The sequence below is a fragment of the Alloscardovia omnicolens DSM 21503 genome (genome assembly GCF_000420505.1).
GTDB classification, from domain to species: domain Bacteria; phylum Actinomycetota; class Actinomycetes; order Actinomycetales; family Bifidobacteriaceae; genus Alloscardovia; species Alloscardovia omnicolens.
The window spans coordinates 1-3067 of record NZ_ATVB01000035.1 but is presented as its reverse complement, the minus strand read 5'-3'; the positions used below and the strand labels follow the sequence as shown (position 1 = coordinate 3067).

At 42.9% G+C, this 3067-nt stretch carries 2 protein-coding genes; both read right to left on the bottom strand.

Going from position 1 to position 3067, the window contains the following annotated elements; genetic code table 11:
• The coding region (locus tag G464_RS09545; RefSeq protein ID WP_039777962.1) for a hypothetical protein at positions 1–2615 on the bottom strand (2615 nt) is incomplete at its 3' end.
• A 136-nt stretch (positions 2616–2751) separates the two neighbouring features.
• Positions 2752–2931: a hypothetical protein gene (locus G464_RS0108165; RefSeq protein ID WP_022856999.1), complete on the bottom strand. Its 180-nt coding sequence runs from the start codon at positions 2929–2931 to the stop codon at positions 2752–2754.
• Between the last annotated feature and the right edge of the window lie 136 nt (positions 2932–3067).

Here is a 3067-nt window from a genome sequence, read left to right as displayed (position 1 = left end):
ACAGACTTCAGATCATCACCCTGAGCAGATGTCTGATAGTAGAAAGTGAACATTGAGTTAACAGAATCATCGTTAGCACTCTCTACGCTCGCAGTCAACCCAGTAACAAACGAGGAATGACGAGCAGGATACTCACCCTTATCATTCGGAGCAATCGCATGATCACCCTTATACGGGAGGACGTCAAGCACCGTCAACGACTTAGCTGGCACAATCGAATTGTTAAAGACATTCAACTTATACGAAAGTGAATCTCCAAGCTCACCTGTTGCAACCGTACCCCACTCGCCATCATACTTCACACGATTATTCAACACGAGCTCTAGAGGAGGAACGTAATTGATGATGGATACGACCTTCTCAAATAATTCAGATGTATCCCCATCATCATCTACATCAATCTCATCCTTGGTTGTATATGGTCCAGAATTTGGAGCATTCGGGTTGTATCCGTAAGGACGAATGTAGTCGTTATCTCCATATGAAACATAAGTGATAATCTCATTGTTCCCTCGATTTGCGAACTTGGTTGCGATGAGGCTTAAGTCAACTGGCGCCCAACTGCCAACCGGAATATCTCCATAGTCAACAACTACAGCAGTTTTGCCGGTGCCATGATAATTTTGAATCTCTTGAACCTTTGGCTCTTTAACGCCTTGCCAATCCCATAGGCCACGTCCTGTGTCCTTAACCCAGCCGTTAGGATTGTCTGCTGTCTTCTGAAGTTTAAAACCATCAGGAAGCAAAGAAACAGTACGCATGTTTTTAATAGTCTTCAATGGACCATAGTTACCAGAATCCCACGTTTTCAAGAGTTTTGGCCCTACACGAACAATAGCAGGCGTTGCCTTCTCTTCATCCGATTGGTATGTGATTCTCTGATCCTGATTCGAGTACGCACCAATCTGCGGATGCAACGGCATAATATGTAGGAAGTTCCACTCTGGGCTATAATTTGCATCTTCATTGATAACAGTAGCCGAAGCCAGATTTTCAAAACGTAACTCTGTAGCCTCTGCAAGCTTATCAAGTTCCGTAATCGCGGATTTCATTAATCCGTTGTAAACCTGCACGTATAGGCACATGTTATCAAATTTAACCGGCTCGTCAAACTCTATCTTGAGTGTTATATATTCACGTGCTGAGTCTTCAATATCTATTTTATCTCCAATTTGAAGATTATCTTTTAGAAGCTCAGAAGACCCATCCTCTTTAACACCAAAAAGCTTCACTCTGCCTTCCTCAAAAAACTTCTTCAGCTCCTTGAGATCAGCGGTTTTAATGGAATCATCTCCCTTTAAGCTTTCTAGCTTTTCGATTTTTACAGATTTATAGTAGACATCCTCCGCACGCATACCCTTGAGATGTAAATTAAGGTCTTTAACCATACTTATCTGTCCACCACTATCTGGACTAGATATTCCGGCTCCATTGTTCCAGTTATAGTAACTCACATAATAGCCAACACCGGCATCAGTTAAATCACACGTTCCACGGTACAAATGCCCCTTCAGGTAGTAGTATGTTCTTTCCCCACCTTGGAAAGAACATCCAGAATGAACTAATCGTCCTTCTCCATTCATTCCAATTCCAAATTTTCCGTTTTTCACGCTTAATCTTTTGCCGAAATAGAAAATCTCATCTCGTTTACCAATAAGAGTTCCGCCGCTACGATCATCATTCGCGTTGTAATAATACTCAATAGGAATACGAAGATTGGTCTCAAGAGGCGCTCCAGTAAAGTCCAACAGCCAGTGCATACGGAAAGATACTCGATTATTCGTCGTGTAATCAGATGGACTATCAAAAGCAGGATCTACTTTCATATAGGTTACACGCAAGCTACCATCATCTAATTCTTCACCGGCGTATTCTTTATCTTTCGAATCAAAATTAGGAAGATTTATTCCCTTTGGGAAAGTAGCAACAATTTTGATGTTCTTAGAATCCATCAACCCCTGAATACCTGGTTGACCTTCCGGTTTCACCGCAACAGAGAGGAATAAATTTGTCATTGGTATAGAACCTTTTGGAGCAAGATTAGTATCCATCGAATCAACAATGGCAGGATATTCATTTCGATGACCATCTGATTCTAGCTTATCTGGATTATCTTTCGGTATCTTCTCTCCCTTATGCGTATCAAAGACAGAGCCACCTAAATTGGATGCCCCATGTCTCGAATAAGGCCTAAAGCCAATGGTTTTGGCTGTGTACGTACGTTCTGCATGTGTTACCTTCTTGCCAGTATTTTCATACAACGTGGCCTCCAGCTTCACAGTATCACCATTAACAGCATGTTTGCCATCAAAATTAAAACTGATTGGATAGGTATTATGGTAACCACCAGAAAGCGTATTATAGGTGTACTTCACCGAGATATACTTACCATCATCACCACGCTCTGTAGAGATAGCACTTTGAGATTCAGGCAGGAGAACTTTCTCCAACTCTATCTTTTCCGTCTTCTCGAGACGAATAATCAAATACGGTCGTTGAAGGTTATAATCCTTACCAGATACATCCAAATCGACAACATCATCTACGGTTTCATAGGTGTAATAATCTGTTTTTCCGTCAACAACGGCATTATTCTCGAGCTTACCTATTTTCATAGTGACACGCCCAGTCTCGTCCGCAGTAGCAGCACGATCAGAACCAGCTGATTCAGACGGTGCTGGAGTGGCCGAAGCCTCACCAGGCTCAGCCGAAGTAACAGGAGCAGAATCAGATTCTACCTGCTCAGACTCACTACCCCCCCCCCGTCACATTCTCAGACCCAGTAGACGTATCCTGTTTCTTGTCTTTATCTGTCTGTTCAGTCGTTACCGCCGACGTATCCGACTCAGCAGAGACAGCCACAGCAGTACCCAACGGAGCAAACATAGCCACCGCAAGCACCGCAGATATAATCATCCTACGGATTTTCATCTTCCTCTCCTCCTCTTTGTAGTAGTTGGTTCGCAATCAACACGTTTTTATGTTGATTCACACGGACCTGCTTCTAGTCTAGCAAACTTCAAGCGCGCCCGTACCCCTCACATGCCACAATAAAAGTATGGTAAAC

What these genes read in the sequence shown, in the direction of transcription:
- G464_RS0108165 (WP_022856999.1), bottom strand. Translation starts at nt 2,931, where the DNA reads ATGAAAATCCGTAGGATGATTATATCTGCGGTGCTTGCGGTGGCTATG.